The organism is Gordonia sp. HS-NH1, from assembly GCF_001418765.1.
In the GTDB taxonomy this organism is placed as follows: domain Bacteria; phylum Actinomycetota; class Actinomycetes; order Mycobacteriales; family Mycobacteriaceae; genus Gordonia.
Genome location: NZ_LIYC01000017.1, coordinates 34,994 through 60,186 on the forward strand (window position 1 = coordinate 34,994; position 25,193 = coordinate 60,186).

A 25,193-nucleotide genomic window follows, 5' to 3' on the forward strand; every position below is an offset into this window, starting at 1 on the left:
TGCCCTACCGGAGCACGATGAAACGGCGGGAGGCCCGGCCGTCCGGTCGAGCGCGGGAAACAGGCATTGCGGACAGGCCGGCCGGATCGTGCCTCGGCTCGACGCGCGAACCGACCTCCGCCTACATGGGAAGCCCCTGCGCGAGTGGACACCCGGACCTAAGGTGAATCGACGAACGCCCGGATGATGATCCACCGTCCGAACGACCATCGGTCGCAGGACCCGACTGTTGGGAGGGACACGATGGCCACTGCGCCTCCGGCCACGGCGAACCTGAGGGAACTGACGCTTCGAGGAGCCGTCCTCGGCGGGATCATCACGCTGGTCTTCACCGCAGCCAACGTCTATCTCGGACTCAAGGTCGGCCTCACCTTCGCCACCGCGATCCCGGCGGCCGTCATCTCGATGAGCATCCTCCGGTACTTCGCGAACCACTCGGTGGTGGAGAACAACATCGTCCAGACCATCGCGTCCGCGGCGGGGACGCTGTCGGCGATCATCTTCGTCATCCCCGGTCTGGTCATCATCGGGTGGTGGACGGGCTTCCCGTACTGGATCACGATGGCGGTCTGCGCGATCGGCGGAATCCTGGGCGTCATGTACTCCATCCCGCTGCGTCGCGCGCTGGTCACCGGATCCGACCTGCCCTATCCCGAAGGTGTTGCGGCGGCCGAGGTCCTGAAGGTCGGCGACTCCGCGGGCGGTGCCACCGAGAACAAGGCGGGCCTGCGCACGATCGTTCTCGGCTCGGTCGCGTCGGCCGCCTTCGCGTTGCTCACCAAACTGAAGCTGCTCTCCGACTCGATCTCGACGACGATCAAGATCGGCACGGGCGGAACGCTGTTCAGTGCCGGTCTGTCGATGTCGCTGATCGGCATCGGCCACCTCGTCGGGGTGACCGTGGGCATCGCCATGCTCGTCGGGGTGGTGATCTCCTACGTCGTGCTGCTGCCAATCGAGACCCAGGGGCGCACGGCGGGAGAGGATCTCGGCGATGCGGTCGGCGAGATCTTCGCCAATGACGTGCGGCTCATCGGTGCCGGGGCGATCGCCATCGCGGCCATCTGGACCCTGATCAAGGTCATCGGTCCGATCGTGCGTGGGATCAGGGCGGCCATGGTCTCCTCCCGATCGCGCCGTGAGGGGGTGACGGTGGACATCACCGAGCGGGACATGCCGATCAACATCGTCGGCGGCAGCATCCTCGTGCTGCTCGTCCCGATCGGGTTCCTGCTGTGGGACTTCGTCCACGACACCGTCCTGGAGGGCAATGCGACCGGGATCATCGCGGTCAGCATCGTGTTCGTGTTCGTCATCGGACTTGCCGTCGCCTCGGTGTGCGGTTACATGGCGGGCCTCATCGGGTCGTCGAACAGCCCGATCTCCGGTGTCGGCATCCTGGTGGTCCTCATCGCCGCGCTGCTCGTCAAGCTGACCTTCGGGCCCGCGGACGCCTCGCAGACCGACGCGCTCATCGCCTACACGCTGTTCACCGCCGCGGTCGTCTTCGGTGTCGCGACCATCTCCAACGACAACCTGCAGGACCTCAAGACCGGTCAGCTCGTCGGGGCGACCCCGTGGAAACAGCAGGTGGCCCTGATCATCGGTGTGCTGTTCGGGTCCGCCGTGATCCCGCCGATCCTGCAGCTGATGTACGAGGCCTTCGGGTTCGTCGGTGCGCCGGGAGCGACCGAGGACGCGCTCGCGGCACCGCAGGCCGGCCTGCTGACGACCCTCGCGCAGGGCGTGCTGGGGGCGGACCTGAACTGGGGACTCATCGGTATCGGGGCGCTGATCGGCGCCGTGGTGATCGTGATCGACGAATTTCTCGGCCGCGCAGGGCGATTCCGCTTGCCGCCGCTGGCCGTCGGCATGGGCATGTACCTGCCGATGTCGGTGGTCCTGGTCATCCCGATCGGTGCGTTCATCGGCCACTTCTACAACCGGTGGGCCGAACGCAGCGGTGGCGCAGTCGAACACAAGAAGCGAATGGGCGTTCTGCTGGCCACCGGTCTGATCGTCGGCGAGGCGCTCTTCGGCGTGGTCTTCGCCGGGATCGTCGCGGCGACCGGCGACGACTCGGCACTGGCGATCGTCGGAGACGGGTTCGAGCGATGGGCACAGATCCTCGGCGTCATCGTCTTCGCCGCGACGATCGCCTTCCTGTACGACCGGGTCCGCAAGATCGCGATCGCGAGCGCAGCAGAGTCGCCGACGACCACCGGCACGAAGGACTGAGGGATGAGCGAGGGGGCACTGCCGCGCGCGATCGACGACTTCACGGCCGGCGCCGAGCATCTGACGCAAGTGGTCGACCTGATCGGCGACGACATGTGGGACGGTCCCGGACTCGGCGAGTGGTCGCTGCGATCGCTGGTGGGGCACGCGAGTCGATCGCTGACCACCGTCGTCAGCTACCTTGCCGAGCCGAGCTCGGATGTCGAGTTGCATTCCACCGCAGAGTATTTCGCTTCCATCCGCGGCTACGGCGACCCCGCCGAGGTCCGCCGGCGCGGAGTCGACGCCGGCCTGGCACTGGGAGGCGATCCGCGAACCAGGGTGCGGGAACGTCGGGCGCAGGCCGTCGAAGTCCTTGCGGGAGCGGATGATCGTCCGCTGACGACACCGTTCGGCGGGATCATGCTGTCGGACTATCTACCGACCCGGACCTTCGAACTCGCGGTGCACGGCCTCGACATCTCCCGCGCGATCGGAGCGGATATCCCGCTACCGGCGTCGGTGCTCGCCTCGGCCCTGTCGACCGCAGTGGCGACGGCAGCACTCACCGGCCAGGGGGAGCAGGTGCTGCTCACCCTGACCGGCCGGGAGTCGGCGCCGGTGTCCGTGGTCTGAGGCTCCTCCGCGCGGGAAGTCAGCTCGCCACGTTGCTGTGGGCGACTTCGGCGACGATCGCGGCGTTGAACGCTGCCAGGTCGTCGGGTTTGCGACTGGTGATCAGAACGTTGTCACCGTCTCGACACGTCACGACCTCCTCGTCGACCCAGGTGCCGCCGGCATTGATCACGTCGGTCCGCACGCTCGGGAAGGACGTGAGCGTCCGCCCGCGGACCACGTCGGCCTCGATGAGGGTCCAGGGCGCATGGCAGATGGCCGCGACCGGCTTGCCCGCGTCGAAGAAGCTGCGCACGAATCGCACGGCGGGTTCCGAAGTACGCAGGAAGTCGGGGTTCGCGACACCGCCGGGCAGGACCAGCGCGTCGAAATCCATCACCCGAGCGTCCTCGAGGGTGAGGTCGACCGGAAAGGTGTCGGCCTTGTCGAGGTGGTTGAACGCCTGGACGGTCCCCGAGTCGGTGGACACCAGGACGGGCTTTCCGCCGCACGCCTCGACCGATTTCCAGGGCTCGGTGAGTTCGACCTGCTCGGCGCCCTCCGAGGCGACCAGGAAGGCGATCGTGGTGCCGTTGAGTTCTTCGGCCATGCTCGTGTACCTCCTATGCGCACCGCCTAGGGCAGCGGTGCCTCGTCAGGTGCGATACCCGCAGGTGTGCCGCACCAAACGGTCGTACCCCGCCCGGACCCGGCCCGACCGGGGTGTGTTGAATGTCCCCGGGTGACGACTGGGAGGTAGTGGTGGGAGGCTTCGACGGCGTCGCGACGCTGGTTCATCTGGCGCGCGGCGGACAGATCGGTGAGTCGCACGAGACCCCGCACACGCTCATCGCCGACGGACCGCATCGCACACTGCGGCGGTACGGCAGCGACGACGAGGTGGTCGCGGCCGTCGGCACCGGACGCCGGCCGGTGCTGCTGATCCCGCCGCTCGCGGTGTCGACGGCGTGCTACGACCTCGCCGAGGGACTGTCCGTGGTGCAGTTCCTGCTGTCGACCGGCCGGGTCCCCTACGTGCTCGACTTCGGCGACATGACCCGCGCCGACCGTCACCTGGGGTTCGCCGACTTCTTCGACGACATCGTCCCCGGGGCCGTCGCCGCGACGGTCGCGGACTTCTACGGCACCGACGACCGGCGTGAGTCCGGCTCGAAGTCGGGTACCGCCGACGTCGACGTGCTGGCCTGGAGCATCGGCGGGACCATCGCCCTGCTGACCGCGGCCGCGAACCCGGATCTGCCGCTGGCCTCGGTGGTCGCGGTCGGGACTCCGCTCGATTACGCCAAGGTCCCGCCCTATTCGCTGGTGAAGAACGTGATGCGGCCCGTCGGCGCGACACCGGTGAAGCTGGTCCTGCGCGCACTCGGCGGGATTCCCGCGCCGCTGGTGCGCCTCGCCTACCGAGGCACGGCGTGGCAGCGCGAACTGAAGAAGCCCGGGTACATCCTGCGCAACGCCGACGACCCCGACGCCCTCGCGCGGATGAAGGCCATCGACCGGTTCCAGGAGACGATGCCCGGCTACCCGGGCAAGGTGTCCGAGCAGATGTGGGAGAACTTCATCATGCGCGGCGAGCTGGCCGAGGGCGTGCTCGACTTCGACGGCCGCGTCGTCGATCTCGCCGAGGTCGCGGTACCGGTCGCGCTGTTCGGCAGTCACCGGGACGCGATCGTCAGCTGGGCGGCGGCCCATCACGGGGTCGAACTTCTGGCGGGGTCGCCGCACGTGGACTTCACCACCGTCGAGACCAGTCATCTCGGGCTGATCGCCGGGTCCGCCGCGGTCGAGTACACCTGGCCGCGGATCGACGAGTTCCTGAACGGACTGGACCGCCGCGACCCGTAGATGAAAAAACCTTCATCTACGACTCATGGGCGGCTCACCGGAGTCCGACAGAGTCGTCGGCATGAAGATCTCACGAGTACTCGCCACCCTCGCTCTCGGTGCACTTGCGATCGCTGTCGTGACCGCCAGCTTCTTCCTCATCCGTTCGCCCGAGCCCGACCTGGCGTCCGACGCGGTGCCGGTCGATGTCGCGTCGCAGACGGCCCAGACCGCGGCGCCCAAGGCCCAGACCCCGCCGGCCCCGGCGCCGGTTCCGCAGATCCCGGCCGGTGCGCCGGTCCAGCGGGCAGTCCCGCCGAATCTGAACTCCGACGACGATGACTGGTGCGACGTCCGGGCGGTCGACCGCGACGACGACTGCGACGACGATCGCGGCGGCTGGGACGATCAGGACGACAACCGGGATGACCAGGGCGACGACCAGGGCGACGACTGGGACGATGGCATCGATGACGACCAGGACGACTGACGACGCCGACGGGCCGAGAACAGCCGGCGCCGGGAGCGGAGCGAGCGGGCCGAGGCCAGCCGGCGCCGGGAGCGGAGCGAGCGGGCCGAGGCCAGCCGGCGCCGGGAGCGGAGCGAGCGGGCCGAGGCCAGCCGGCGCCGGGAGCGGAGCGAGCGGGCCGAGGCCAGCCGGCGCCGGGAGCGGAGCGAGCGGGCCGAGGCCAGCCGGCGCCGGGAGCGGAGCGAGCGGGCCGAGGCCAGCCGGCGCCGGGAGCGGAGCGAGCGGGCCGAGGCCAGCCGGCGCCGGGAGCGGAGCGAGCGGGCCGAGGCCAGCCGGCGCCGGGAGCGGAGCGAGCGGGCCGAGGCCAGCCGGCGCCGGGAGCGGAGCGAGCGGGCCGAGGCCAGCCGGCGCCGGGAGCGGAGCGAGCGGGCCGAGGCCAGCCGGCGCCGGGAGCGGAGCGAGCGGGCCGAGGCCAGCCGGCGCCGGGAGCGGAGCGAGCGGGCCGAGGCCAGCCGGCGCCGGGAGCGGAGCGAGCGGGCCGAGGCCAGCCGGCGCCGGGAGCGGAGCGAGCGGGCCGAGGCCAGCCGGCGCCGGGAGCGGAGCGAGCGGGCCGAGGCCAGCCGAGAGCGTGGGTGTGCGACAGCGCCCCGCGCTCTCGGCGCGCTGGCGTATCACGGCCTGGATCATGCTCACCACGTTCCTGTTGCTGGCGGTGGTGTTCGTGGTGACCCGCAACCTGCTGCTCCGCGACGTCGACAGCCGGGCCAATCATGACGTCGCGCAGGAGGCCAGCGAGTTCCGGACGTTCGCGGCCGAGGGGGTCGACCCGACGACCACCGAACCGTTCACCTCGGTGTCACGGCTGCTGGAGGTGTTCCTGTCCCGGCAGTCTGCCGGGCAGGGCGAGGTCATGGCCGGTGTCGTCGGTGACACCGAGATCCTGGAACTGCCGGGTAATGCATGGCCCGCTGCGGGCGAGGGACCCCGGGTGCTCGACGAGCTGCGAGCTCAGACCGGTCCGGCCGGTGTGCTGATGACCGACCACGGTGAGATCCGCTGGGGGAAGGTCGATCTGGAGCCGGTCGGTGCGTCCCCGGCCGACCCGGCGGCGGCGCAGCCGGGGACGTTCATCGTCGGCATCTACACCGATCCCGGGAGGGAGTTGGTGGACCGCACGATGCGGGTCCTCGCGATCGTCGGCCTGGCCGGCATGATTGTCACCACGGGTGTCGCCTACCTGGTCGCCGGCCGGATTCTGGCGCCGGTGCGCAGCGTGCGGGTGGTCGCCGCGGAGATCAGTGAGAACGACCTCACCGCACGCGTGCCGGTCATCGGACGTGATGACGTGGCCGCGCTGGCGCAGACGTTCAACGCGATGCTCGACCGCATCGAGGACGCCTACACGACGCAGCGTCAGTTCGTCGACGACGCCGGCCACGAACTGCGCACACCCATCACGGTCGTGCGCGGTCATCTCGAGCTGTTGCCCGATGATCCGGAGGAACGACGCAAGACGCTCGACCTCGTCGACAGCGAGCTGGGTCGCATGGGGCGCATCGTCGGGGACCTGCTGCTGTTGGCGAAATCCGAGCAACCCGACTTCGTGGTGGCCAGGACGGCTGATGCGGCTCAGCTGATGCTCGACATCGAGTCGAAGGTGCAGCCGCTCGGTGATCGGCAGTGGTTGCTCATGGAGGTTGCCGAGGGGACGTGCACCGTCGATCACGAGCGGATCACCCAGGCGATGCTGCAGTACGCGTCGAACGCGGTCCGCCACACGCACGACGGCTCCGTGATCCAGCTGGGGTCACGGTTCGCCGGTGCGGGCACGCAACGCCACCTGTCGATCTGGATCACCGATGACGGTCCGGGCATCGAGCAGGAGGACGCGGCGCGGATCTTCGAACGTTTCCAGCGCGGCCGGAGCGCGTCGGCACCGGAGCACTCGGCCGGCGCCGGCCTGGGTCTGGCGATCGTGCGTGCCATCGCCGACGCCCATCATGGCGTTGCCTGGGTGCGAAGCATCCCGGGTCACGGTGCGACGTTCGGCATCGACGTCCCGGCCCCCGACAACTCGTACGCCGGCGCCGCGCAGTCGGCGCCAGGAGAAGGAGAACGGCGATGAGCCGTGTTCTGATCGCCGAGGACGACGCGAGGATCGCCTCGTTCATCGGCAACGGCTTGCGTGCGGCGGGGTACAGCACCGAGCACGTGTCCGACGGACTGTCGGCGCTCGAAGCCGTGCGCGGCGGCGGTTTCGACATGGTCGTCCTCGACATCGGTCTGCCGTCGATGGACGGGTTCGACGTGCTGTACTGCATGCGAGGCGAGGGGATCACGACGCCGGTGGTCGTGCTCACCGCCCGAGACAGCGTGAGCGACACGGTGAGTGGGCTCGAAGGCGGGGCCAACGACTACATGACCAAGCCCTTCCAGTTCGCCGAACTGCTCGCCCGCATCCGGCTCCGGCTCGTCGACGACTCGGCCGTCGCGTCGGAGAACCTGTTGGCCGCCGGTGATCTGCGGTTGGATCTGAAGTCGCGGCGGGCGCGGGTGGGCACGGACACGATCGATCTCACCGCGCGCGAATTCGCACTGCTGGAGGTGTTTCTCCGGCACCCCGATCAGGTGCTGTCCCGCGAGCAGATCCTCGGCCACGTCTGGGGTTACGACTTCGACCCGGCCTCGAACGTCGTCGACGTCTATGTGCGGGCGCTCCGGAACAAGATCGGCTCGCATCGACTGGAGACGGTTCGTGGCATGGGATATCGACTTCGCGCCACCACCGATCAAAGCCGGTAGTTGCCGGGAGGTCTGCGTTCTCGGTGTGCGGACTTCAGCGTGGCGTTCGTGCGCGGAACCTGAACGCAACGGGTGACGTGTCGACCCGCACGTCGACGAAGCCGGCGTGCACCAGTCGATCGTGAAGGGACGCCGGCGGAATGGGGTTGTAGGTGTCGTTGATGTGCATCAGGGCGAACGGCGTTGTCGGGCTTCCGTCTCCGCCCACGAACACCCCGCCCGGAGCTAGGAGGCGGCGGGCCTCGACGAACAAGGCGTCCTGCAAGTCCGCCGTCGGAACATGGTGGAGCATGGCCATGGAGACGACCGACGAGTAGTCGCCGGCATCCAGGTCGGTACCCGTGGCGTCACCCTCGACGATCAGGACTCGCTCGTGGGCGGCATAGCGCCGGCGCAGATGCTCGACCAACGCATGATCGATCTCCACCGCGGTCACCGTCTTCGCGTGTGAACCGAGATACGAGGTGTTGGCGCCGAAACCGGGACCCATTTCGAGCACCGAGTCCCCGAGGAGCGCGTCGTCGAGTGCGAAGGGCAGGAGAAAGCGTCGGCTGACGAGGGCCCATGGACGAGAACGACAGCCCCAACGGTGCAGCAGGTTCATCGCCATGCGAGTTAGGATACCCTAATTCAGGGTCCCGGCGCGACGCTGAGCCAGTCGGCGAATCCCGACGGGTCGTGCCGGCCCAGTGCCCCGTGTTCGAAGAGTCCCCATCCGGTGCGGGTGGTGCCGTCGGCCTCACGGCATTCGGCGCGTCCGACGTGGTCGATCACCCCGAACGCCATGCGCCCGACGATCTCGGCGCTGGTCATGTCGTAGGTGTGGCGTTCGGTGAAGTCCGCTCCACGCCAGACGCCGTGGGCCCAGTCGGGGTCGCCGCCGTATCCGCCGCCCACGTGGATCGGGACGGGGAGCAGCGAGTGGACCGTCAGCGTCACTTCTGAGCCGCCCGCGCCGGTTGTGGAGATCGTGGCGCCGGTGGGGACCCGGGTGCCGGGTGCGTAGTCGACCGAGACCCGGGGCCACCCGAGTTGCTCCACGCGCCCGTCCTTCCAGACGCGCGAACAGTCGTTGAGCGTGCGGTAACCGTCGGGGTCTTCCTGGATGATGACGACGAGCTGGAAGTCGTCGAAGGCCATCGGGACGTACAGCCACCACATGCCTTCGAACGGCGGGTCCGACGGCCGTCCGGCCGGTTCGGGCTCACCGACCGGCCGGATTCCCCACGAGCGGTCGCGGGTCCCGACCCAGGTCGACGGGTCCACGTCGATGTGTTCACCGTCGACGGTGATCGATCCGCGCCAGCTGCCGACCTGCGCGAACCGTTGCGCGTCGAGGGTGACCTTCGAGCCCTGCCGCATCACGTGCGGCTGCTCGAGCAGGGCGTCGAACAGGCCCTCCCAGTGCAGATCCAGGGCGATGCCCTCGGTCTCGGCGACCGTCAGGTGGAGGGTGCGCAGCGGATCGTCGACGGCCAATCGATAGTTGCCGACGCGCTGTTCGAGCCGGTTGTCGTCGATGGCGTCACCGAAGTGCACAGCGGTCTGGGTGTCGGTGCCGTCGGGCCTCCGCCGCCGGATCAGGACGAAGGCGTCCTTGACGCCGAGGTTGGGGTAGTACCCGATGCCGGTGATGAGGAAGATGGTGCCGCTGCGGTCGTGCGCGTTCAGATAGGCGCGGTCGTAGAAGTTCCGGTCGCTGTTGCCCGGCCACGCGATCGGCTGCGGTAGTTGATGAATGGGATATTCGTCCATCGGTCCCAGGCCGGATCGGCTCATGCGGTCAGTCCTCCTCGAGGAGTCGTTCGAGCAATGGTCGGTGGTAGAACAGGGTGCCGTCGACGTCGTCGGGGCGTTCGAGTTCGCCGAAGTGCACGCGGCGGGCGCCGGTGCGCATGAAGACGCAGCACCACTGCACCGCGGCGTGCACGTAGAACCAGCGCAGGTCGCCCAGTTCGACGCCGGTCCGCTGCCGGTAGGTGTCGCGGACGTCGTTCTCACGCAGCAGGTCCGGCAGACCCGGGAGGCCCGCCATCGTCGCCAGTTCCTGAAAGACGCGATGCGCGAACACCACCCAGGCGATGTCGAGTTCGCGCGGACCGGTACGCGCCATCTCCCAGTCGAGGACCGCCGTGGGGGTGAAATCGACGAACATCACGTTCCCGATACGTGAATCACCCCAGGACAGAACAGGTTCGGTCCTCGAGACATCGTCGGGGAAGTTGTCGGCCAGCCAGGCGAGTGCCCGTTCGACCAGAGGCGACCGACCGATTCCGTCCACCGAGAAGTCGTACCAATCCCGAAGCCAGGCGAGCAGACGGGCGAGGAGGGTGTCGCCGGCGGGGAGGTCGTCGGCGAGGAAGCCGAAGTGCCGCGCCGCGTCGGGGATGGAGTGGAGGTCGGCGATCACCCCGACGACCGACTCCTGGGCGCGGCGGCGGTCGGACTCGGCGGCGTTCCCGAACCAGTTGTCGCCGAACGTGTACGGCATCACGTCGGGCGGGACCTCGCCCTCACATCGGTCCATCAGGAAGAACGGCGCACCCAGCAGTGAGCCGCTGGGCTCGAGGTGGTGGACCGCGGGGACCGGGACGTCGCTGAACCGTGCGATCAACCGCATCGTCTCGTACTGGTGATCCATCCGGTAGGAGCGGAAGACGGGGACGTCGGCGCTCGACGGGGCCATCCGCATCACCCAGTGCCGGGTGGGCTCCCCGGGCCAGGACACCGACACGGGGATGGTCTCCGACGACATGCCGTTGCTGTCGACGCCGGCGGCCACCGTGACCTCGGGCGCGGCGTCGGGAGTGTCGTCCTGCTCGGCCAGCCAGCGTGCGAGCGTGTCCGGGACCGAGGTGTTGTCCCGGCTGGAGCGTTGCAGGTGGTCGACCTGCTCGACGGCGGGTTCGGTGGCCATGGGCACCCCCAGAGATCATTAACGACAGATTCGCTACGGTGAGTAGCGTTATGACATCAGAACGGTCGCGCGGTTCGCAGCGACTTCGGGAAATCTCCGACGGGAAGGTGGGCGATGAGCGCTGAGACGACAGGAGCTGCCTCGGGGCGTCCGCGTGACCTCCGTATCGACTCGGCGGTGCTCGACGCCGCGGCGGAGCTACTCGTCGACGTCGGATACCGGAAGCTGACGATGGCCGCGATCGCTGATCGCGCGGGGACGACGAAGACCGCGCTCTACCGCCGCTGGTCGGGCAAGGCGGAGCTGGTGCACGATGTGGCGTTCTCCCGGATGGCGCGGCTACCGCCGTCCAGGGGTGCGGTCGAGGCCGATCTCCGGATCATGGTGGCGGCGGCGCGCGATCTGTTCGCCAGCCCGGTGACCCGCGCCGCACTGCCCGGGCTCATCTCGGACATGGCTGCCGAACCCGAGCTCGCGGCGCGCGTGCACGCCGGCTTCGCGGACGTGTTCGGCGCGTTGCGTGACCGGCTGGTGGTCGCGGTGGGGCGCGGCGAGGTGCACCCGGATGTGGACCCGGACCGGCTCATCGAGGCCGTCGGCGGGGCGGCGATGTTGCACGCACTGTTGCTCGACGACCGCGAATTCGACACCGCGTGGGCCGATCAGCTCAGTGCACTGGTCGTGCACGGAGTTCTCCGATGAGAACTCCGAACCCACCTACACTCGTGGGATGACCACACCGAGCATCAACACCGACGATGTCGTCGAGCAGATCCTGTCCACCTACGACGCGATCACCGTGGTCGGCGCCAGCGCGAATCCGTCGAAAGCCGCCAACGAGGTCCCGGCCTACATGAAGAGCCGGGGCTGGCGGATCATCCCGGTGAACCCTGCGGCCGACGAGATCGTCGGCGAGAAGGTGTACCGAACTCTTGCCGACGTCCCCGAACAGGTCGGCCTCGTCGACGTCTTCCGCCCGGGTCCCGAGTGCGCCGATGTCGCACGGGCGGCCGTCGCGTCGGGTGCGACCGCCCTGTGGCTGCAACTCGGAATCCGTTCGGCGGAGGCGCGGGCGATCGCCGAGGAGGCCGGCCTCCTGTACGTAGAGGACCGCTGCCTGATCATCGAGCAGCGCCGCACCGGCATCGTCCCCGGCTGACGGCAGCGGTGGCCCGGTGAACTTCCTGGACGAGCTCACGCACCAACGACTTCCGCTGTTCCTGCTGTTCGCGTCGTTCGTCGTCACGTTCATCGTCACGCGGGTGATCACGCGACTCATCCGGGCGGGCAAAGGCCCCTTCCGCAACAACGTGTCGGACGGTGTCCACGTGCACCACATGGTGCCGGGCCTGATCCTGACGATCGTCGGCGCCTTCGTCTCGGTGGGTGTCAACGGGGCGTCACCGGGCGCGGAGATCAGTGCGGTGCTGATCGGCGTCGGCGCCTCTCTGGTCCTCGACGAGTTCGCGCTGATCCTCCGTCTGCAGGACGTGTATTGGTCACCGGAGGGCCAACTCTCGGTTCAGGTGGTCGCCTTGACGGTCGCCGCGCTGGGGATGGCGGTACTCGGATTCAACCCCCTCGACGACGCGGATGTGGAGCTCGGTCCCGTCGCTCTGGTGGCCACTGTCCCGATCAACGTCGCGTGCGCGTTCCTGTGCGTGTTGAAGGGCAAGTTCTCCACGGCCATCGTCGGTGTCTTCATCCCGGTGTTCGCCTGGGCCGGTGCGATCCGGCTCGCCCGGCCACATTCGGCCTGGGCCCGCCGTCGATACTCACCGGCCAAGACGGACAAGGCCCGGGCCCGCGCGAAGCGCTTCGACGACCGCTGGGGCCGTTGGGGACTGAGTATCGGCGACCTCATCGCCGGGAAGCCCACCGATCCCGTGAGCGTGGTGGTGAAGACGCCGGACGATGCGACGGCCGCCGATGCTCGTCCCTCACCCCCGGCCTCGTGATCCGACGGGAGGTGCGGTGACCTACGAGTACTCCTGCGAGATAGTGATGTTCGTCGTCTCGTCGAAGCATGCCTACTTCGGCCGGCCCAAGGACGGCCCGGCCGGCGAGGTCGAGACCCGCACACCAGAGTTCGTGGAGGTCGTCGCCGACAAGGGGATTCGCGGAGACCGCTTCTTCGGGGTCCGCGCCCATACCGAGGCTGCGGTGACGTTTCTCGCGCTCGAAGCGTGGTCCGCTGCCGCCGGGGACGCCGACCCGGTTCTGGCGCGGCGCAACGTCGTGGTGCGCGGGGTCGAACTCGATCCGCTGCGTGGCCGGGAGTTCGAGCTGGACTCGGGGGCGGGCCCGATTCGATTCCGCGGGGGGCGTCCTGCGCATCCGTGTTCGTGGATGGACACCGTCGCCGGCGACGGCGTGCGCAATGCCCTGATCGGCCGGGGTGGATTGCGGGCGCAGCCGCTCACGTCAGGAACCCTGAGTGTCGGTTCAGCGGTACTCGTCAGCGATGTCGAACTCGACGCCACCCGCGCCGCCGACCAGGTGCGTCGGGCACAACCGTTGTAGCGCGGGCTGAGAAAGAGTCACAAACGTCGACTGTGCAGTAGATTTCGTCGACCGTGCGTCGATTTCCATTGACTGTGCGTAGATCGTCGTGGCAGTGAGGAACTCCAGTCGCTTGCGTTACGAACGTCGCTCGGGCGGAAGTAGGGCCCACGGCCTCGCGGATCAGTCCCTCCCGAACGCGCCTCGGGCGACGTCGACGAAACGTGCCGCGGCGGCCGACGGATTTGTCTTCCAGACCAACCCGAGATGAGCCGTGCCGTCCACGTCTCGGATCGGGACCCCGACAACGCGCTCGTCGGTTGCGGCGATCGATTCGCTCAGAATCCCGATTCCCATTCCGCTGGTGACCAATTCGATGATCGCGTCCGGGGAGGATGCCTCGATTGCGGGCCGGATCGGGCCGCCGTCCGACGCCGCTTCGTCGAACACGCTTCGGATTCCTGCTCCGGTGGGCAGGCAGATGAGTGACCGGTCGCGAAGGGCGGCGAGGTCGACGGTTCGGCCTGGGAGACGGCCGTCCGCGGGCATCACGGCAACGACGCGCTCGGCGATGATGGTCATGGAGGCGACTCCCGGCGGGAGTTCGCCGCCGTATCCGGCCAGTGCGACGTCGAGGCGACCGTCCTCTATCGATGCGATCAACTCGGTCGACGGCGACTCGCGGAGGGTCAGCTCGATCTGCGGGTGAGTCGTCCGGAAGGTGCCCAGGGCTGCGAACAGGGGGGGCGATCGTGCACCCCTCGACCATCCCGACCGCCAGGCTCCCGCGGACCAGTCCGGCGACCTCGCTGACGGTTCGGGCGACGTCGTCGGCAGCGGCGAGCGCGCGCCGCGCTGCAGGGAGTGCTGCCCGCCCGGCGTCGGTCAGGCGGACCGTACGAGCGGACCGGTCGAAGAGGGCCGAACCGAGTTCCCGTTCGAGGGTGCGGATCTGCGCGCTGATGTTCGGCTGGGTGGTGTGCACGCGCGCCGCAGCCGCGGTGAAACTGCCTTCCGCGGCGATGGCCGCGAAGTACTCGAGCTGCCGGAGTTCCATAACTGTCAATGATAGTCGGCATCTGCAGCATCACTTGGACTTATTCGGGCGCTGGGGAGACGCTGGGGGAACACCGAGAGGAGCTGTCATGACCGACTACGAAATCGCACGCACGCCCGAGGATCTGACCAGGCTGTTCGTCGAGTACTCCAATGCGGGGGACGCGGACGCCGTGGCCTCGCTCTACGACGACGATGCAGTGATGGCTTATCCGCCCGGGGAGGTCACGCGCGGACGGGCCGCTATCCGCGACCTCTGGGCTTCGGTTCTCGCGCACCGGCCCACGTTCGTGCCGGAGCCACCGTTGCCGACCTTGATGTTCCGGGACGATCTCGCACTCACCTCGACGCCGCCGCGTGACGGCGCCGGTGCTCGCGCACAGGTGGTGGCGCGGCGATCCGACGGATCGTGGGTACGGATCATCGACCAGCCGGAGTTCCAGACGCCCGACCACTGAGACTTCGGCACCGATTTTCTGAGGCCGGATTCAGATCTCGTGCTAGCTTCGCTGTGGTGGCGGTTACACCCGCCCAGGCGACGGCGAAGAAGGGACGGATCGGCGTGGCAGTACCGGAAGCAGGCGGTGTCGCCGCGAAGATCGCATCCCGACTCGCCGGCAAGCGCGGTACCCCGATCTCGGTCGAGTCCGCGAGACTGCTGCCCGCGGGCGCAAGTCGCGCCACATACGCCGCCACCCTCGTCGAGAGTTCCGGACGGTCCGAGCCGATCATCATCCGCGCCGTCCCGGCAGCGACCGACGACGGCGGACTGCAGGCCGAGGCGCAGGTCCTGCGCGCTGCAGCCGATGCCGGCGTCCCGGTGCCGGAGATCCTCGACGCGGGTTTCGACGAAGACGGCAATGTCCTGGGGTTTCCCTATCTGGCAATGAATTTCATCGAGGGAGAGTCCATCCCCCGTCGGATACTGCGGGACGACGCTCACGCCGGTGCGCGTGCCTGCTTCGTGGATCAGTGCGGCGAGATCCTCGCCCGGATCCACCGGATCGACGTGGCCCAGACGCCCAGTCTCGCCGAACTCGCCGATCCCATCGACGGGTTGCGGGAACTGTTCCCACGCGAATTCGAGTCCATGCCCGCGGGATTGGTGCTGGCGACCCAGTGGCTCACCGACAACCGCCCCCAACCGTCACCGCGGCAATGCCTCGTGCACGGTGACTTTCGGCTGGGAAATCTCCTCGTCGGCGCCGAAGGTATTGCGGCGGTGCTCGATTGGGAACTCGTCCACCTCGGCGACCCGGTCGAGGACCTCGGCTGGCTGTGCGCGAAAGCGTGGCGCTTCGGAGGGTCGTCGCCGGTGGCCGGGATGGGAAGCCGCGACGCGCTGCTGGACGCGTATGCGCGAGAGGCGGGCCGGCGTCCCACCGAAGCCGCGCTGCGCTGGTGGGAGCTCTACGCGACCGTGAAGTGGGGACTGATCTGCGCGGTGCAGGCCGCGCGACATCTCGACGGGGTCGAACGGTCGGTGGAACTGGCCGCCATCGGACGTCGAAGTGCGGAACAGGAATTCGACGCCCTGCTCGACCTGGGCCTCGTGACACCCGAGGTGGTGCCCGATCCGCTGATCGGGTCGTCGACGCCCGACCCGAACGACGGTGTCTACGGCTCGCCGAGCGCGGTCGAACTGCTCGAAGCGGTCGCCGAGTTCCTGCGGTCCGATGCGGTGCAGGCGGAGTTGTCACCGCAGGTCCGCTTCCACACGAGGGTGGCGGGGAACGTCGTCGACGTCGTGCGTCGGCAGACACTCCGGGCGGCACAGGACGCGACCGCGAGTGCGCAACGCCTGAGTGCCCTCGGAATCGCCGACCAGCGCGCACTCTGTGACGCGCTGTGGTCCGGTGAACTCGACGGGACCGACGAGAAGGTCCGCGCCGCCGTCGTCGCCGACGTGCGGGCCCGACTCCTCGTCGCCAACCCCAAGTACTTCGCGGTCCCTCATCCGTGACCGCCGGACATCCGATCCCAACCGAGAGGGGTTCATCGTGGACTTCGCACTGCCCGAGTCGCTGAAAGACTACCTGGCCGAACTCGACGCCTTCATCGAAGCCGAGATCGTCCCCCTCGAGCAGGCCGACGACAACATCCGGTTCTTCGACCACCGGCGTGAGGACTCCCGAACAGACTGGGAGCGAGGCGGTCTGCCGAACAAGGAGTGGGAAGCGCTCCTCGGTGAGGCAAGGCGGCGGGCCGATGCCGCCGGTCATTTCCGCTACCCTTTTCCGGCCGAGTTCGGCGGCCGGGACGGATCGAACCTGGCGATGGCGATCATCCGCGAGCACTTGGCGTCGAAGGGGCTCGGGCTGCATTGCGATCTGCAGAACGAGCACGCCATCGTCGGCAACAACATCGGTCTGCTCCTCATGCTCGAATACGGCACGCCCGCGCAGCAGGAGGAATGGGTCGAAGGACTGGCCGCGGGGACGAAGTTCTTCGCCTTCGGCATCACCGAACCCGACCACGGCTCCGACGCCACCTACATGGAGACGACCGCCGTCCGCGACGGCGACGACTGGATCATCAACGGTGAGAAGACGTGGAACACCGGTATCCATGCCGCGCACCGCGACATCGTGTTCGCCCGCACCAGCGGAGAACCCGGCGATGCCCGCGGGATCACCGCTTTCCTCGTCGACCCGCAGGACCCCGGGTTCGCTGTCGAGGAGTACCTGTGGACGTTCAACATGCCGACCGACCATGCACACATCTCGCTGCGGGATGTCCGGGTGCCGGACTCCGCGGTGTTCGGCGCCGAGGGCGCCGGCCTGCAGGTCGTGCAGCACTTCTTCAACGAGAACCGCATCCGCCAGGCGGCGTCCAGTCTGGGTGCCGCACAGTACTGCGTCGACCGTGCGGTGGCATACGCCAACGAGCGTGCCCCTTTCGGCAAGAAGCTGTCGACGAATCAGGCGATCCAGTTCCCGCTCGTCGACCTGCACACCCGGTGCGCGATGATCCGGGCCCTGATCCGCGAAACCGCCTGGAAGATGGACACCCACGGGCCGTTCGCCGCGTCTGCGGAGGTCTCGATGTGCAACTACCAGGCGAATCGGCTGTGCTGCGACGCTGCCGACCAGGCGATGCAGGTGTTCGGCGGACGCGGTTACTCGCGGCACGAACCGTTCGAGCACATCTACCGTCACCATCGGCGCTACCGGATCACCGAGGGTGCCGACGAGATCCAGATGAGACGCGTCGCCGGATACCTGTTCGGTTTCATGTCGGGAAAGGCGCCCAAAGGAGTGCAGTCGTCCTGAGTAGGCTGACCACATGATCGCGGTCATCATCATCGTGGCCACCGTGGTGGTCGCACTGTTCATTCTCGGCGGCGCCGCCTGGTTCGCGTACGACTCGGACAAACGAGTGCGCACCTTCGCGCGATCCACCGACCTGATTCCCGGCCGACCGGGCCGCGCGCCCGATAGCTGGGCCACCGACAACACCCGAGAAGCGCTGCTGCATCGGCGGATTCGGTATGCCATCGCGGACGTGCACGCGAACCCGGCGATCCCGCACGACGACGAACTCGTCGCGGCGCGCAACCGCCTCGACGACGCGGTCTTCGAACTCGACGACCGGCTCATCGCGTCGGTGGACCTCGGCGAGGACGAGGCGACCGAAGCGCTCGATCACGCCGAGGCGGCTGTCAAGGATCTCGAGAAGCTGCCGAAGAAGCTGTGGGAGGCTCCGCGGGAGGAGCAGCTCGCCGATCTGGACCGCGTCGCGCGCGTTCTGACGCGCGGCTGACCGCTCATATCACCGTGGGCCGAGGCGGCGGGTCCGGCTGCGGGGGTGCGGGCTGCGGGTCGGGAGCCGGCGGCGGAGTGGGTACGGGGATCGGCGGTTCCGGTGGCGGCTCCGGGATGGGCTCCGGCGCAGGAATGGGCTCGGGCGGTGGCGGTGGCGGCGGGACCGGTTGACTCATGTCCGGACTCCTCTCGACGCGAACGTCTGGTTCGTCTGGTTTGTCTCGTGATGCCTCCACCGACGCTACGCCCGTGCCGGGGCACGGGCCACCTGGTCGGTGCTAGGAGCCGGCCAGCTCCAGCAGCTTCCGGACGGTCCGCAGATTACGTCCGGTTCCCTGCACACCCAGACCGCGAGCGATGACCGGCGCGGTCAACGTCGAGCGGCCCGCACCGTCGGCGTAGCGGATGTGCAGATCGGACCCGATGACCCGGACGACGTCCTCGCCGAAGTCCTTGCGCTCGAAGGCGGTCACCTTGTCGGGCGCCGGTTCGCCGGTCAGGAAGTAGACGTAGGAGTACTTGTCGTCGACGATGTCGAACGGATGCGCGTCCAGCGCGGCACGGACCTGGTCGGTCGTGCGGCTGATGACCTCGCGGAACCAACCGTAGCGCTCCTCCATCGCGGTCTCGAGAGCGCGGTCGAACTCGTCCGGGTCGGGAGGTGGCGAACAGATCAGATTGCCCGACGCGATGTAGGTCGTGACCTCATCGGCACCGAGGTCGGTTGCGATCTGGCGCAATTCGGCCATCGGGAGTTTCGCCCCGCCGACGTTGACGGCGCGGATCAGTACGATGCGCCGGCTCACGGACGCACCTTCGACAGGTCGGTCCGCACCAGCATGACGTTGTAGTCGTCCCATCGCGAGACGACGAAGTAGAGGTCCTCTCCCGACGACCGAGGGTGGATGTAGGGCGTGTACAGGCCGCTGGACTGCCTCTGGGAGATGAGCACTCGCTCTCCGCTCCACGGTCCCACGGGTGACGGCGACGTGCGCATCATGATCGTCCCCGCGCGCTCGGTCAGCATGACGAACCGGCCGAGAAAGGCGTTGTAGGCCACCGAGATCTCGCCCACCGGACCGGCGACGATCGGCGCGGCCTCGGCCGGATTCGACGACCACGACGTGCCGCCCCGGAAGTACTGATACCGGTTGAGGTTCAGGATGTCGGCGGGACGGAACCGGGCCACGTGGGCCGAGCCGAAACGCCCATTCGGCGTGCCGTATTGGTAGATGTACTCACCGCTTCGGAGGAAGGCGCCCATCTGAAACCGGTTGTGGCCACTCGCCACCTGGGGAACGCCGGGAATCGTCAGGTCGGTGTTCCAGCGGAGGGTGTTGTTGTCGACGGTCCAGGTCTGACCATTGTTGTGCGACAGGGCGATTCCCGAGTAATTCGTGCTCCACCGGCCGGGGCCGAGCCAACGATGGATCGACATGAAGCTGACGAACTGGGTGCCGTTGACCGAGATCCCGCCGGTGGGGATTCGACCGACCTCGATGTTGCGCACCCCGACCGCGTTGAACATGGGTTGTGCCCATGTCGGATGTGCCGATGACACCGAGGCACCTGACCGGACCGATCCCGGTACGGCGTTCGGGAATCGGATTCCCTTGGCCAGATCGGAGTTCGCGTCACTACGCAGCATCGTGTTGTGCTTCCAGGCCATCTGGCCCGCGCACTTGCCCCATGTGTCGCCGAAGGCCATCAGTATCTGACCGGAGCCGTTGTCCCACGGCACGCCGACGTCGGTGGCGGTGATACCGAAACGGGTGTCGGTGCGAGCGGGACTTCGCGGACCGGTCACCCACGAGACGGCCTTGCTGGCACCGGTGAGTTTGGGGAGCGGCCCCTGTGGCTTCTTGCCGCCCGCCCGATAGCTGCCGAAGTCGAGACTGCCCCACCCGAGCTCGCTGGACCCCGAACTTCCGGTGCTCCCGACGTCTCCTCCGGTGATGCCGGTGACGTTGCAGACCGCGGCTCGCGCCGGTGCCGGCACAGCAGCGAGCACGCTGCCGGCCAGGCCGACGGCGGCAACGGTTGCGATGACGCGGCGTCGGACATGGTGGGCAGGGCGCAGACGAGTCCGGCTGCGTCGAGGCATGGACGTACCCCCTGAGGAAACGACAGTGGCGTCAGTGTTGCAGAAGTGGCACGGGGCAGCGTCGCCGATGCCAAACCGATGCCGGTGCGTGACCCTTCGACGCTCGCTCCGAATTGTCGTTCCCCGATTCCGATGAACGACGCGAGCGCTGTTCTCCGGAGGGGGGACGAGGTCGCGAGGAGGCGCCTCTATCCGTCGACTGTGCGTCGACGGGAAACGACGCCCGGTCGACGGCGGGCGGGATCAGCGGCGAGTGGCCACGGCGAACGTCCGGCGGAAGGGCAGAACGGTACCCCACTCCCGACGCGGATAGGCCTCGGCGAAGCGTTCCTTCAGGTCGGCGATGAAGCGCTTCCGGAGGTCGTCGGTGAGCGCCTGCAGGTAGGGACGCGCGCCCGTTCCGGACATCCAGTCGAACACCGGATCCTGGCCGTCGAGCACGTGGAAGTAGGTCGTCTCCCACGCGTTGACGTGGTAGCCGCGCTCGGCGAAGAAGTCCAGGTAGACCTCGGCGTCGAGACGCGGCAGCCCGCGTAGGTCGCCGAACGCCCCGACATACGGTTCGGTCACGGCGAGCTCGGCGAGAGCCGCGTGGGTCGGCGAGTCGGTGTTGTTCGGGACCTGTAACGCGAACGCGCCGCCGTCGGTGAGATAACCGAGCAGCCGGTCGATCACCTCGAGGTGATCGGGGACCCACTGGAACATCGCGTTGGAGATCATCAGGTCGACCGGCCGGTGCGGCGCCCACTGCGAGACGTCGACGGCGTCGTAGTTGGCGCGCGGGTCGGTGTTGTCGCGGATGGCCTGGTCGACCATCTCCGCCGAGTCGTCGATGCCCAGGATCTCGGCCGCCGGCCAGAGTGCACGCAGGTGCTTGGTCAGATGGCCCGGTCCGCAACCCAGGTCGACCACCGACAGCGGGTTGGTCGGGATCTGCGCGATGAGGTCGAGAAACGGCCGCGCGCGATCGTCGGCGAATTGCAGATAGCGTGTCGGGTCCCACACAGCCATGGGTCCACCCTAGACACCACTGGTGCCCGGCGCCCGAGATGTCGGGAACGCCGCCGGTTTGCCCCCCTCGACGAGGGTGCTGCCGGCCGTCGCGCCTGCCGTAGGCTTCCGTGCGTGACAGCTTCTGCGAACCCGACAGCCGACGGCTCCTCCGCAGACCCGGGAGCGGGGTCGGACGTCGTCGAGATCTCGACCGACGGTGCCTGCCTGGGCAACCCGGGCCCGGGCGGATGGGGTGCGGTGCTCCGCTACAAGGGCACCGAGAAGCGGATCTCCGGTTCCGAGCCCGATACGACGAACAACAAGATGGAACTCACGGCCGCCATCGAGGGTCTCGCGGCACTGACCAGACCGTCGAAGGTCATCATCTACACCGACTCGACGTACGTCCGCAACGGGATCATGAAGTGGGTCAACGGCTGGCAGGCGAACGGCTGGAAGACCAAGGACCGCAAGCCGGTCAAGAACGCGGATCTGTGGCGCCGTCTGGTCGAGGAGGAGAAGCGGCATCAGGTGGAGTGGCGCTGGGTGAAGGGGCACGCCGGCGATCACTTCAACGAGATCGCCGACGAACTGGCGACGACCGCGGCCCGGTCGGTCGCCCGATGACCCCGGTGGCGGTGGCCCTCGAACCCGTGCGCGACGAGCACCTGGTCGAGGCGATCGAGGGTGCGGGCGGACGGATCGTCGGCCTCGACGACGCGCGGGTGCTGGTGTGGATCGGACCGCCGTCGGACTTTCCGGAGCTGCCCGACACGGTCGAGTGGGTGGCCCTCAAGACCGCGGGGATCGAGGACTTCGTGGCCGCCGACATCCTCGACGACCGCCGCATCTGGACCAACGCGTCGGGCTTCTATGCCGAGAACGTCGCCGAGCATGCGCTGGCGCTTCTCCTCGCGGGACTTCGGCAGATCAACACCGCCGTCCTCCGCCACTGGGACAAGGAGCGGATCGACACCGCGGTCCGGTCACTGCACGGTTCCACCGTGGCCATCGTCGGAGCCGGCGGGATCGGCGCATCTCTCGCCCCGCGCCTCCGGGCATGCGGTGCCCGCGTCGTCGCGGTGAACCGGTCGGGCCGAGCGATCCCCGGCGCGCACGAGGTCCGCCGATCGGACGAGTTGGACGACCTGTGGGCGACGATCGACCACGTCGTGCTGGCCGCGCCGGCGACCCCCGAGACACGGCACATGATCAACGCCGACAGCCTCGCCGCGCTGCCCGCGCACGCGTGGGTGGTGAACATCGCGCGCGGCCCCCTCGTCGACGAAGAAGCGCTGTACCGCGCGTTGGCCGACGGTCAGATCGCCGGGGCTGCTCTCGATGTGACCGATCCGGAACCGCCGGCCGAGGACCATCCGCTCTGGTCCCTGCCGAACGTGATCATCACCCCGCACGTCGCCAACCCGGCGTCGGGACTGACGCGTGAGCTCGCGCCGTGGGTCGCCGAGAATCTGCGCAGGTTCGCCGCGGATGAGGATCTCCTCTCCGTGGTCACCGTCGGAAGCGACTACTGAGGTCTCGTCAGGCCGGTTACGAACGATTTTCTAGAACACGTTCTCGTTTTCGGGTGCGACGTGGCATGGTCGACGGGTGATTCTCGACAGATTCCGGATAGACGACCAGGTGGCCATCGTGACCGGCGCGAGCCGGGGGCTCGGGGCGGCGATCGCGGTCGCCTTCGCCGAGGCCGGCGGCGATGTGGTGATCGCGGCGCGCAGCGAGTCCGACCTCGAACAGGTCGCCGAACGGGTCCGTGCCGCGGGCCGGCGCGCCCACACCGTCGCAGTGGACCTCGCCGACCCCGACGCGGCGGCCGCGCTCGCGCAGACCGCGGTCGATGAGTTCGGGCGACTCGACACCGTGGTCAACAATGTCGGCGGTGCGATGCCCCGGCCGCTGTTCGACACGAGTCCCAAGCACCTGCGGGATGCCTTCGACTTCAACGTCGGCAATGCACACGCGCTCGTCGTCGCCGGTGCCAAGCAGATCCTCGCGACCAGCGGTCAGGGTTCGATCATCAACATCACCTCCGCGGTCGGCCGCCTGCCCGGGCGTGCCTACGCGGCCTACGGCACCGCGAAAGCCGCTCTCGCGCACTACACCCGCATCGCGGCGATGGATCTGAATCCGAAGATCCGGGTGAACGGGATCGCGCCGGGCGCCATCCTGACGTCCGCGCTGGAGATCGTCGCGGGTGACGAGGGGATGCGCAGCGCCGTCGAGACATCGACGCCGCTGCACCGGCTGGGCGATCCGGAGGACATCGCCGCGGCCGCGCTCTACCTGGCGTCACCGGCGGGCGCCTACGTCACCGGCAAGATCCTGGAGGTCGACGGCGGCATCATCGCGCCCAACCTCGACCTTCCGATCCCGGATCTCTGATCAGTCCGAGCCGCGCTCGAGCGCCCCGGCTATCTGCTGTTCGAGATGTGCGGCCGCCACCTGCGGGACGTCGATGATGCCGTCGAGCTCGGCGCGGACCTTCTTGTAGGCGGCCTGCCGCTCGGCCGGCGTGGCCCCGGCGTCGGCGGCGACGTTGATCAGTTTGCGCGCCCGGTCGAGTGCCTCGCGCTCGACCGGGGAGAAGCCGGACTGCTTGCGACGCCGGGCTTCTCGCTCGGCTGCGTCGAAGGCGGCGGCGTAGTCGCCGACCGCGTCGCGGTACTCGGCGAAATCCGCCGGCGACATCGATGTCGCGGCTGTGGAGAGGTCCGCGGCGGCGGGATCTGGTCGTAGGTCGTCCGCGCGCACCCGGGCCCGGTGGAAGGCGAGGGTCAGCGGCTCGCGCATGTCGGTCATCAGCGGGTACTCGATCAGGGTCGCGAGATCGAGTTCGTAGGCGAACCACTTCTCGTTGAGTGCGTCGTGCTGTCGGTGCACCCTGCGCAGCTGATCGGCCGAGGTCGTCGTGAGCTTGAGTTGCTCGGACTGTGCTGTGGCCTTGATCCGAGCGAGCTCGATCTTGTCCCTGCGCCGCTTCTCGTTGTACTTGCCGATCGAACCCGCCCACCCGCCGACGACCGCGCCGATCGGGAAGATCAGCCACCAGTTGTCCGTGGCAAAGTTGACGATCTCGTTCACGGCTCAACTGTACCGAGACCTGGACGTAGGTCATTAGGGTTGACGAATGGCCGATCCCGATGCCCCGAAGCTCACCGTCGAGACCGTCGATGCGTGGCGAGAGTGGTTGCGCGACAATCACGAGACGTCGCCCGGAGTGTGGCTTGTGTTCTGGCGCAAGGGCTCGGGCCGGGAGCCGATCGACTACGACGAGTGTGTTCGCGAGGCGCTGTGCTGGGGGTGGATCGACGGTCACACCCGTGTCATCGACGAACAACGCCGCGGCATGTGGTTCACCCGGCGCGGGCGCAACAGCGGGTGGTCGGCGTCCAACAAGGCGCGCGTCGCCGACCTCGCGGCCGCCGGCCGCATCCAGCCCGCCGGTCAGGCCGTCATCGACGACGCCCAGGCCCGCGGCCTCTGGACCCTGTTCGACGATGCCGAGGCACTGATCGAGTCCCCGGAACTGGCCGCCGCGCTCGACGCCGACCCCGCCGCCCGGGCCAACTGGGATGCGTTCCCGCCGAGCGCGCGCAAGTTCGGACTGTCCCAGATCGCCCTGGCGAAACGACCCGAGACCAAGACCAAACGCATCGCCGGCCTCGTCGAACGCGCGGCGCGCAACGAGCGACCTTCGTGACCCTTCGAGGCTCGTCGCTCACGCTCCTCGCACCTCAGGGATCGGGGGTGGGCTCGTCGCTTACGCTCCTCGCACCTCAGGGAGCGGAGGGGACGCCTTTACTGCTCCCCAAGGTGCGAGCGAAGCGAGCCACGACGGGCTCCGAAACCCGCGGCCCCAGGCCCATCGTGGCTCGTCGCTAGCGCTCC

26 protein-coding genes and 1 pseudogene are annotated in these 25,193 nt (G+C 68.4%); 18 read left to right on the plus strand and 9 right to left on the minus strand.

Annotated features, from left to right (window positions below):
• Positions 1-243 precede the first annotated feature (243 nt).
• A complete protein-coding gene (locus AMD30_RS13390) occupies positions 244-2,238 on the plus strand; it encodes an OPT family oligopeptide transporter (protein WP_035718162.1) in 1,995 nt (664 codons plus the stop codon).
• 3 nt (positions 2,239-2,241) lie between these two features.
• A complete protein-coding gene (locus AMD30_RS13395) occupies positions 2,242-2,853 on the plus strand; it encodes a maleylpyruvate isomerase family mycothiol-dependent enzyme (protein ID WP_010844476.1) in 612 nt (203 codons plus the stop codon).
• Between the two features lie 19 nt (positions 2,854-2,872).
• Here AMD30_RS13395 and AMD30_RS13400 read toward each other — a convergent pair whose 3' ends face one another.
• Positions 2,873-3,442 carry a type 1 glutamine amidotransferase domain-containing protein gene (locus AMD30_RS13400; RefSeq protein WP_010844475.1) on the minus strand — a complete coding sequence of 190 codons (570 nt, stop codon included), beginning with the start codon at positions 3,440-3,442 and terminating at the stop codon, positions 2,873-2,875.
• Between the two features lie 152 nt (positions 3,443-3,594).
• On the opposite strand from AMD30_RS13400, the gene AMD30_RS13405 reads away from it, so the two are divergent.
• From AMD30_RS13405 to AMD30_RS13420, 4 genes are all read left to right on the plus strand, one after another.
• Complete coding sequence (locus AMD30_RS13405; protein WP_010844474.1) at positions 3,595-4,698, plus strand: alpha/beta hydrolase; 1,104 nt, start codon at positions 3,595-3,597, stop codon at positions 4,696-4,698.
• Positions 4,699-4,759: 61 nt separating this feature from the next.
• Positions 4,760-5,167 carry a hypothetical protein gene (locus AMD30_RS13410; RefSeq protein ID WP_152467828.1) on the plus strand — a complete coding sequence of 136 codons (408 nt, stop codon included), beginning with the start codon at positions 4,760-4,762 and terminating at the stop codon, positions 5,165-5,167.
• A 664-nt stretch (positions 5,168-5,831) separates the two neighbouring features.
• Positions 5,832-7,271, plus strand: coding sequence for an ATP-binding protein (locus AMD30_RS13415; RefSeq protein WP_051129857.1), 1,440 nt, complete (start codon positions 5,832-5,834; stop codon positions 7,269-7,271).
• Positions 7,268-7,948: a response regulator transcription factor gene (locus tag AMD30_RS13420; protein ID WP_010844471.1), complete on the plus strand. Its 681-nt coding sequence runs from the start codon at positions 7,268-7,270 to the stop codon at positions 7,946-7,948. Before AMD30_RS13415 ends, AMD30_RS13420 begins: the two co-directional genes overlap by 4 nt.
• Positions 7,949-7,982: 34 nt before the next feature.
• Here AMD30_RS13420 and AMD30_RS13425 read toward each other — a convergent pair whose 3' ends face one another.
• Genes AMD30_RS13425 through AMD30_RS13435 form a run of 3 tightly spaced genes read right to left on the minus strand, consistent with a single transcriptional unit; the run spans position 7,983 to position 10,865 of the window.
• A complete protein-coding gene (locus AMD30_RS13425) occupies positions 7,983-8,558 on the minus strand; it encodes a class I SAM-dependent methyltransferase (RefSeq protein ID WP_010844470.1) in 576 nt (191 codons plus the stop codon).
• Between the two features lie 20 nt (positions 8,559-8,578).
• The gene (locus AMD30_RS13430) at positions 8,579-9,727 is read right to left on the minus strand and encodes a hypothetical protein (RefSeq protein ID WP_010844469.1); all 1,149 of its coding nucleotides are present in this window, start codon (positions 9,725-9,727) and stop codon (positions 8,579-8,581) included.
• A 4-nt stretch (positions 9,728-9,731) separates the two neighbouring features.
• Entirely contained in the window at positions 9,732-10,865 is a 1,134-nt protein-coding gene (locus AMD30_RS13435; RefSeq protein WP_010844468.1) for a phosphotransferase family protein, read from the minus strand.
• Between the two features lie 114 nt (positions 10,866-10,979).
• Here AMD30_RS13435 and AMD30_RS13440 point away from each other — a divergent pair, with 114 nt between their 5' ends.
• The 4 genes from AMD30_RS13440 to AMD30_RS13455 are packed head-to-tail and all read left to right on the plus strand — an operon-like array spanning position 10,980 to position 13,388.
• Positions 10,980-11,567 (plus strand): TetR/AcrR family transcriptional regulator, encoded by a 588-nt coding sequence (locus AMD30_RS13440; RefSeq protein WP_035718157.1) that lies wholly within the window; start codon positions 10,980-10,982, stop codon positions 11,565-11,567.
• Positions 11,568-11,595: 28 nt separating this feature from the next.
• Entirely contained in the window at positions 11,596-12,024 is a 429-nt protein-coding gene (locus tag AMD30_RS13445) for a CoA-binding protein (RefSeq protein WP_193748629.1), read from the plus strand.
• 16 nt (positions 12,025-12,040) lie between these two features.
• Positions 12,041-12,823 carry a hypothetical protein gene (locus tag AMD30_RS13450; protein ID WP_010844465.1) on the plus strand — a complete coding sequence of 261 codons (783 nt, stop codon included), beginning with the start codon at positions 12,041-12,043 and terminating at the stop codon, positions 12,821-12,823.
• A 16-nt stretch (positions 12,824-12,839) separates the two neighbouring features.
• Complete coding sequence (locus AMD30_RS13455) at positions 12,840-13,388, plus strand: molybdenum cofactor biosysynthesis protein (protein WP_197282779.1); 549 nt, start codon at positions 12,840-12,842, stop codon at positions 13,386-13,388.
• A 162-nt stretch (positions 13,389-13,550) separates the two neighbouring features.
• Here AMD30_RS13455 and AMD30_RS13460 read toward each other — a convergent pair.
• A pseudogene (locus AMD30_RS13460) lies at positions 13,551-14,424 on the minus strand (LysR family transcriptional regulator).
• Positions 14,425-14,512: 88 nt separating this feature from the next.
• Between AMD30_RS13460 and AMD30_RS13465 the strand changes: the two are divergent.
• The 4 genes from AMD30_RS13465 (at position 14,513) to AMD30_RS13480 (ending at position 18,185) form a co-directional block, all read left to right on the plus strand.
• Entirely contained in the window at positions 14,513-14,881 is a 369-nt protein-coding gene (locus AMD30_RS13465; RefSeq protein WP_010844462.1) for a YybH family protein, read from the plus strand.
• 104 nt (positions 14,882-14,985) lie between these two features.
• The gene (locus AMD30_RS13470; protein ID WP_010844461.1) at positions 14,986-16,386 is read left to right on the plus strand and encodes a phosphotransferase family protein; all 1,401 of its coding nucleotides are present in this window, start codon (positions 14,986-14,988) and stop codon (positions 16,384-16,386) included.
• A 37-nt stretch (positions 16,387-16,423) separates the two neighbouring features.
• On the plus strand, positions 16,424-17,695 hold the full coding sequence (locus AMD30_RS13475) for an acyl-CoA dehydrogenase family protein (RefSeq protein WP_010844460.1): 1,272 nt from the start codon (positions 16,424-16,426) through the stop codon (positions 17,693-17,695).
• A gap of 13 nt (positions 17,696-17,708) precedes the next feature.
• Positions 17,709-18,185, plus strand: a complete 477-nt coding sequence (locus tag AMD30_RS13480) for a hypothetical protein (RefSeq protein ID WP_010844459.1) — start codon at positions 17,709-17,711, stop codon at positions 18,183-18,185.
• Positions 18,186-18,465: 280 nt separating this feature from the next.
• Here AMD30_RS13480 and AMD30_RS13485 read toward each other — a convergent pair whose 3' ends face one another.
• The 3 genes from AMD30_RS13485 to AMD30_RS13495 form a co-directional block, all read right to left on the minus strand.
• On the minus strand, positions 18,466-18,993 hold the full coding sequence (locus tag AMD30_RS13485) for a DUF1697 domain-containing protein (protein WP_010844458.1): 528 nt from the start codon (positions 18,991-18,993) through the stop codon (positions 18,466-18,468).
• On the minus strand, positions 18,990-20,291 hold the full coding sequence (locus AMD30_RS13490; protein WP_035718155.1) for a DUF4185 domain-containing protein: 1,302 nt from the start codon (positions 20,289-20,291) through the stop codon (positions 18,990-18,992). Before AMD30_RS13490 ends, AMD30_RS13485 begins: the two co-directional genes overlap by 4 nt.
• A 243-nt stretch (positions 20,292-20,534) precedes the next feature.
• The gene (locus AMD30_RS13495) at positions 20,535-21,302 is read right to left on the minus strand and encodes a methyltransferase domain-containing protein (protein WP_010844456.1); all 768 of its coding nucleotides are present in this window, start codon (positions 21,300-21,302) and stop codon (positions 20,535-20,537) included.
• A 114-nt stretch (positions 21,303-21,416) separates the two neighbouring features.
• Here AMD30_RS13495 and rnhA point away from each other — a divergent pair, with 114 nt between their 5' ends.
• From rnhA to AMD30_RS13510, 3 genes are all read left to right on the plus strand, one after another.
• A complete protein-coding gene (gene rnhA, locus AMD30_RS13500) occupies positions 21,417-21,911 on the plus strand; it encodes a ribonuclease HI (protein WP_010844455.1) in 495 nt (164 codons plus the stop codon).
• Positions 21,908-22,819 carry a D-isomer specific 2-hydroxyacid dehydrogenase family protein gene (locus AMD30_RS13505; protein ID WP_010844454.1) on the plus strand — a complete coding sequence of 304 codons (912 nt, stop codon included), beginning with the start codon at positions 21,908-21,910 and terminating at the stop codon, positions 22,817-22,819. The genes rnhA and AMD30_RS13505 overlap by 4 nt, the downstream gene beginning before the upstream one ends.
• Before the next feature lie 76 nt (positions 22,820-22,895).
• Positions 22,896-23,687, plus strand: coding sequence for an SDR family oxidoreductase (locus tag AMD30_RS13510; protein ID WP_010844453.1), 792 nt, complete (start codon positions 22,896-22,898; stop codon positions 23,685-23,687).
• Here the strand turns inward: AMD30_RS13510 and AMD30_RS13515 are convergent, their stop codons facing one another.
• Positions 23,688-24,386, minus strand: a complete 699-nt coding sequence (locus AMD30_RS13515) for a hypothetical protein (protein ID WP_035718154.1) — start codon at positions 24,384-24,386, stop codon at positions 23,688-23,690.
• A 46-nt stretch (positions 24,387-24,432) separates the two neighbouring features.
• On the opposite strand from AMD30_RS13515, the gene AMD30_RS13520 reads away from it, so the two are divergent.
• The gene (locus AMD30_RS13520) at positions 24,433-25,005 is read left to right on the plus strand and encodes a YdeI/OmpD-associated family protein (RefSeq protein ID WP_014928548.1); all 573 of its coding nucleotides are present in this window, start codon (positions 24,433-24,435) and stop codon (positions 25,003-25,005) included.
• The last annotated feature ends 188 nt before the right edge of the window (positions 25,006-25,193 follow it).